The 6071-nt window shown below is 47.3% G+C and carries 5 protein-coding genes; 4 read left to right on the top strand and 1 reads right to left on the bottom strand.

All coding sequences use genetic code 11. The annotated features are described in order from the left end of the window. The 3 genes from ACKI5J_RS14895 to ACKI5J_RS14885 all read left to right on the top strand — a co-directional run. A partial coding sequence (locus tag ACKI5J_RS14895; RefSeq protein ID WP_407430275.1) for a hypothetical protein occupies positions 1-292 on the top strand: 292 nt, incomplete at its 5' end. Positions 293-370: 78 nt separating this feature from the next. Continuing rightward, positions 371-874 carry a hypothetical protein gene (locus ACKI5J_RS14890; protein ID WP_407430274.1) on the top strand — a complete coding sequence of 168 codons (504 nt, stop codon included), beginning with the start codon at positions 371-373 and terminating at the stop codon, positions 872-874. Further along, positions 875-1660, top strand: a complete 786-nt coding sequence (locus ACKI5J_RS14885) for a DUF6624 domain-containing protein (RefSeq protein WP_407430276.1) — start codon at positions 875-877, stop codon at positions 1658-1660. A gap of 33 nt (positions 1661-1693) precedes the next feature. Here the strand turns inward: ACKI5J_RS14885 and ACKI5J_RS14880 are convergent, their stop codons facing one another. Beyond that, positions 1694-4972 carry a PAS domain-containing protein gene (locus ACKI5J_RS14880; protein WP_407430273.1) on the bottom strand — a complete coding sequence of 1093 codons (3279 nt, stop codon included), beginning with the start codon at positions 4970-4972 and terminating at the stop codon, positions 1694-1696. A gap of 270 nt (positions 4973-5242) precedes the next feature. Here ACKI5J_RS14880 and xth point away from each other — a divergent pair, with 270 nt between their 5' ends. Further along, positions 5243-6019, top strand: a complete 777-nt coding sequence (gene xth / locus ACKI5J_RS14875; protein ID WP_407430272.1) for an exodeoxyribonuclease III — start codon at positions 5243-5245, stop codon at positions 6017-6019. Positions 6020-6071 lie beyond the last annotated feature (52 nt).

The raw sequence follows: 6071 nt of genomic DNA, 5'->3' as shown, positions 1-6071 counted from the left end.
AGGAAAGCTTTCTTCTCCTAAACTTAAATTTACAGCACAATTGGGTGTACTCACGTACCCGCTTTACCTGTTACATGGATTTGGAGTGGGCGCTTTTATGATGTGGGGTAACCAGGTGAACAAGTATGTTTTGCTCCTGGCAGTTTCAGCATTCATGATCTTTCTGTCGTACGTGGTTTACAGGTATGTAGAAAAGAAGTTTCAGCCCGTACTCAAATCATTTTTGCTTAAAGTAATTGAGATGAACAATAAACCTGCACAACCAAGCTATCGTTGCTCAAGTCATTACTAATTCCTGATATTTGCACATATATTTTCGTTTCCACCAAAACAGTGGCTGTGCTCAGGTAAGAAGTAAACTTAAGGCAAATTGAAACTAATTATTTTCTATGTGTGCTTTTTCAGTGCGACCAGCGTCGTGGCGCAACAGGACAGTACCTACCAGTCGTTGGTTGCGAGGGCGGGACTGCTGCACCTTCAGGGAAATTACAAAGATGCTATCGATAAATATGAGCAGGCATTTGCATTGCAGTCACCCGATGCGCTTACCGCTTATAAGGCAGCAGGTGTATATTCCCTAGGTGACAGTGCCAAAAAGGCTCTGCTATATCTAACTAAGGCATTGGAATGCGGCTGGACGGAAGCAGACTACCTTATCGCGGACCCTTATTTTGACTTGCTGCGTGAAACTGAAAAGCTTCAGTGGAACGCACTGGAAGAACTTGCCATTCTTAAAGAACAGGAATATGCAGCAGCTTTAACGCTACCAGGCTTGCGCAAGGAGATCAATCGGATGACACTAAAAGATCAGCAGCTACGTTTCAGGCGTGCCCAGATTTCAAATGATAGCACATTGACAGTTATCAGTGCCTAAATCAACCAATCCGATAATTACAATCTTACCCGTGCGAAAGAGATAATACAGCATCATGGCTGGCCCAAGAGGTCAGATATAGGAAGAGATGGCCAAAATAACTTGTGGCTAATCGTGCAGCATGCTGATCAGGATGTGACATTTCAGCAAGTTGCACTTACCGCAATGGAGAAGCTGAAGGAAAGCAAAGAGTTGAATATGGAAAACTATGCGTTTCTGTATGACCGGGTACAATGCAACCTTAATTACAAACAACGGTTCGGTACGCAGGTCATCTGGATCCAGAACGGAGAAGCTTCCGGCTTTCGGCCAATCGAGAAAGAATACAAAGTAAACAGGCGAAGAAAGAAGATCGGCTTGCAGCCACTGGCCTTGTATGCGCTATCCTATGGCTTTAATTATAAGGCGGTAAACAAAAAGAAATCCAGGGTGTTCGATGCAAACCATCGCGCGCAGGTGCAGCAACTTATTGATGGCTCCAAAGATGCTTATAGGCGGCGTGATTTCCAAAAGACCTATGATAATTATAACCAGGCATCGACGTACGCGGGTGGGATGACCAATTCCGAAAACTTGCATGCGGCCATCACCTTTGCTGAAATTGCGGCGCTAACCCACGAGGAACAATACAAAGGAATAGCTCTGGATTTTCTGGCCTTGCTTCATCTTAGAAAAACGTTAAGGTTACGGGAGTTAAAAAAAGCGGAATTCAACATACTAAACACGCAACACAGGTGGATTGAAATCTATAGTCAATTAAATAACCGAACTGAACAGAATAAATGACAAACAAGCACCGCTCGGTGCCGGCACGGTGTTTTAAAGTTCAGGGCCACTTTCGCTTTTGTGGATAATCTGGCGGATCACCTCATCCAGTTCCTGGGCTGAGGTATTCAGATGCTGGAGCAATTCCTTGTTACCGAAGTCTTCGTACTGCGGCAGCGTGAGCAGTTCCAGCAGCCCCAGGATTCTGGCCATTGGTCCCCGTACGAGATGCGCCTGAGCCCATCCAATCTCGCGCAATAAAGAATTGTGCCGTTCAATTTCATGAATGTAATTGATGCGTTCCGTGATATCTTGTATGGCACCAATCATCCGTACCGGCGCACCCTCTTCATCGAAAACCAGGAAACCACGGTCAAGCACAAATTTGTAGCTGCCATCGGCACACCGGAAGCGGTATTCAGAACTCCAGCGTGGCTCTTTTTCCTGGATGCTATCCTGGACAACCTGTGTCACACGCTGCCTGTCTTCCGGGTGCACACGTTCATACCACCAGTTGTAGTTGTGCCCCCCCTCGCTATATCCAAAAATCTCTTTGACGGCATAATTCCATATTAGCTCATCCGTCTGGAATTTTAGATCCCATATGGCATCACTCGTTGCCTTGGAAACAATGTTGTAACGTTCCAGGTGCTCTCTGACTTTAAGTTCGTTCTCAACGCGCTCCGTAACGTCTCTGGCATTGCAAACAATTCCCTGGATCGCCGGATCGCTTTGCATGTTGGTGAGTATAAGCTCCACCCAGCGGACTTCCCCGTTGTGGCCTATCATCCGAAGCGCCGCGAGCTGAATACGCACCGCATCCCCGAGCTGAGTTATCTTCTCCAGGATCTGCCCGCGGTCTTCTTCATGTATGAAATTAAAACCATTCGTACCTAAAAGTGCTTCAGCAGGCACGCCAAGTGTCTTTTCTGCCGTCGGACTTACATATTTGAAGTCTCCGTTTGGATTGATGATGGTGATCAGGTCAGAACCATCCTGAATAAGGGTCTTGAACCGGCGTTCACTAATGCGAAGTGCTTCTTCTGCCTTAAGGCGGGCGGTGTCATCAATTGCAATAACGATTCTAGCACCTTTACCTTCGTACTGGAGCGAGTTTCCTTTGATTAAGACCCGGATAATTTCACCATTCTTTTTGCGGTGCCAGAAAAAGCTACTATGGGGTTTGCCCTGTTGCACATCTTCCCTTATCGCCTGCTTAAGTGCTTCCTTATCTTGTTCAGGCCGGATATCAAGGAGCGTCATGGAAAGAAATTCTGACTTGCTAAAACCGTAATTTTGTATTGCTGCAGCATTTACGTCAAGAAACCTTAACGTACCCACCTCGTACACCCACATGGGTTGTGGGCTCAGCTCAAAAACGTCCTTGTATCTGTTTTTCGCTGCTTGAAGTGCCTCTGCGGATGCCTTGCGTTCACTAATGTCTCTCAGGACTCCGATCATCCGTATGCTGCGGCCCTGATCATCTTTAATGATGTATCCGTTTTCCTCTATGGACACATACCGCCCATCCGCTTTTTTAAAGCTGTATTCTGCTTTCCAATTTGTTTGATCCGGATCATTCAGAGCTGCTGACAACGATTCAGTAATCTGATTCGCCTCCTTTGGGTGGATCAGATCTGTCCATTCGCTTATCGGATAATGTGCTCCGGAATACGCGTAGCCTAAAAGACGCGTGAAGGCTGCTCCCCAATCTACGTGATCATTCAGGATATCCCAGTCGTAGATGACATCATTTGTCGCCTTGTTGACATACGCATATCGATCATTGCTGGTATGGAGGGCCATTTCCACCTTTTTCTGCTCCGTGATGTCTATTCCGATGCCCTGAAGCTCTTGCTGATCTTCTAAGGCGTCTGTCAGTGCTACGAAGTGCCAGAAAGTTGCTTTGAATTTTCCCTCCTGATCACGTTTATCTATCTCAAGTTCATATACCACTCCCGGCTTCTTGATGCACTTCATTGCCGTCTCGGCAATCCGGTCCTGATGGTAGGGGACGACCGTTAGCCTGCTGTCTTCACCTAAAAAATCGTCTTTGCCGTAAATCCAGCTAAAATCATTTTTGTACTTGTTGTTGTAGTAAGTGTATCGCCCCTGCTGGTCTATACGCATCACATAGTTCGTCTGCGCATCCACGAGTGCCTGTAACCTCGCGTTGCTCGTCGACAATTCTTTCCTTGCGTTGAGTTTTTCCGTGATGTCCAATGCCATTACGATACGAATCTCTTTGCCCCAGGTTGGCAGCGGCTGGCTTTTCATCTGTACATGCAGTTCTTTTCCACTTTTGGTGACATGTTTAACCAAGCCCTCGTTTAAAAGGCCGGCGCGGACTTTGGTGTCTATCAATTTGTCCATTCGGGTAAATTCTTCTTTCGCCCAGACGTCACGGGCGGTGAGCTGCAGAAATTCTTCGGCACTATACTCATATTCCGCCTGTGCGGCCTGATTTGATGCGACCATTTGCAGGGTTCCGGTGTGATAGGCCCACATGGGCACCGGGCTGAAATTGAATAAGTCATAGTTGCGCTGAAAGGCGATCTGAGCTCTTTGTTCCGCCTCTTTACGGTAGCATATATCTTTGAAATACACAAAGGCTCCCTCGTCGGTGGGCTGAAGTGTAATTTCATACCAGCGGCTCACTTCCGGATTGTACTGTTCAAGCTGGACCTGTGTCTGTTCCTCTTCTGCCTTTTGGCATGCCTGTCTAAGTTCTGGTATCATCGCATCCGGATAAATATCCCAGATCGACCTTCCAATAACCTGTTCAGCACTTCTCCTGGAGATTGTTTCGGCAGCCGTGTTCCAGTAGCTCACCCGGCGGTCCTTATCCAGCACAAAAAAGCCATCCGTAATGCTGTTGAGTATTTTGTTGAGCTTCTGATTGCTTTTTTCCAGCTTAAGGTCAGCCAGCTGCCGTGCAGTTACATTTACCGCTCCCATAACGATGTACTCCACCTCGCCGGTTTCATCAAGCAAAGGATAGCTGTCTATATCCCAGTATCTGAGCTCCATTTCACCTTTAGTCGCAGACGGCACGTCATACCGGTGACCTTCAAGACGGTGAACACCTTTTGATCTTAAGACCTGCTCAAACGCGATTGCAATATTCTCTATTTTTAACCAGGCCTGAGCCGGACCTACTGAAAATGCTTCAAAAAAATCTCGGCCGATAAGCTGTTCTCTGCTGGTGTTGGTCTCCCTCAGAAAACTTTCATTTACAATCCTGATCGTGTATTTTGGGTGATCGGGCGACACAATAATGCTGGCTATTGGTACCGAGTTGTATATCGATTGAATGGTTTCTATAGTCCTCATTAGGTTGTCTTTGTTTCTTTCATGACTGTTAAATCTTCATCCTGCACGTTTAATGGCAACTTTAACAGTTTCAATATACCAATTATTCTCATTTTGATACAGAAGTAAAAATACTGCATCTGGACGGGCCTATCCACTGATAGAAGGATTAGAGCCAACAGCAAACATGGCCCGATTTTTATTTTTACTTTGCGAATCAGCAATACCCAGAAAACGTAACAACAAAATTCCGGTGATCGTTTCGTTACCGGCAACAAAAAATGAATAAGGATGAAAATAGCGACTTACAATGTTAACGGCGTAAATGGAAGACTGCCGGTGTTGCTCCGCTGGCTGGAAGAGACTGCGCCAGACGTGGTGTGCCTGCAGGAACTGAAAGCGCCACAGGAGAAATTTCCGGAACAAGCCATTCGGGAGGCCGGGTACAATGCAATCTGGCAGGGCCAGAAAAGCTGGAATGGAGTCGCCATTCTGGCCAAAAACATGGACATCCAGGAGATCCGTCGCGGGCTGCCGGGTGATCCCGATGATACACATAGCCGCTATATAGAGGCTGTAGTCAACAAGGTGCTGATCTGCTGCCTGTATCTTCCCAATGGCAATCCTGCTCCGGGGCCTAAGCTGGATTACAAAATGCGCTGGTTTGAACGGTTAACGGCACATGCCTCCGACCTGATCACCTCCGGTTTACCAGTGGTTATAGCCGGTGATTACAATGTAATGCCTACTGAACTGGATGTGTATAAGCCCGAGCGTTGGGGTGAGGATGCGCTTTTCAGACCGGAAGTGCGCCAGGCATTCCACAATCTTGTCGCACAAGGTTGGACGGATGCTTTAAGAAAACTTTATCCCGATCAGAAGATCTACACCTTTTGGGATTACTTCCGCAACGCATATGGACGCGACGCGGGGCTGCGCATCGACCACTTTCTGCTCAGTCCGAAGGTCGACGCGCGCCTGAAAGCTGCAGGTGTGGACCGGTTTGTTCGTGGCTGGGAGAAAACGAGCGATCACGGTCCGGTATGGATCGAGATCGCAGATGAATGATGAAAAGTATACGCTAGGAGCTGCAGGAGAGCATGGAGCACCCGGCCTGCTG

Origin of the sequence: Arcticibacter sp. (genome assembly GCF_045629565.1) — a bacterium.
Classification (GTDB): Bacteria; Bacteroidota; Bacteroidia; order Sphingobacteriales; family Sphingobacteriaceae; genus Arcticibacter.
Note: the sequence above shows the minus strand (reverse complement) of the source record. Positions and strands in the feature narration are given on the sequence as shown.

Coding starts and splice junctions, on each gene's coding strand:
- ACKI5J_RS14880 (WP_407430273.1), bottom strand. CDS start 4,972: ATGAGGACTATAGAAACCATTCAATCGATATACAACTCGGTACCAATA.
- xth (WP_407430272.1), top strand. CDS start 5,243: ATGAAAATAGCGACTTACAATGTTAACGGCGTAAATGGAAGACTGCCG.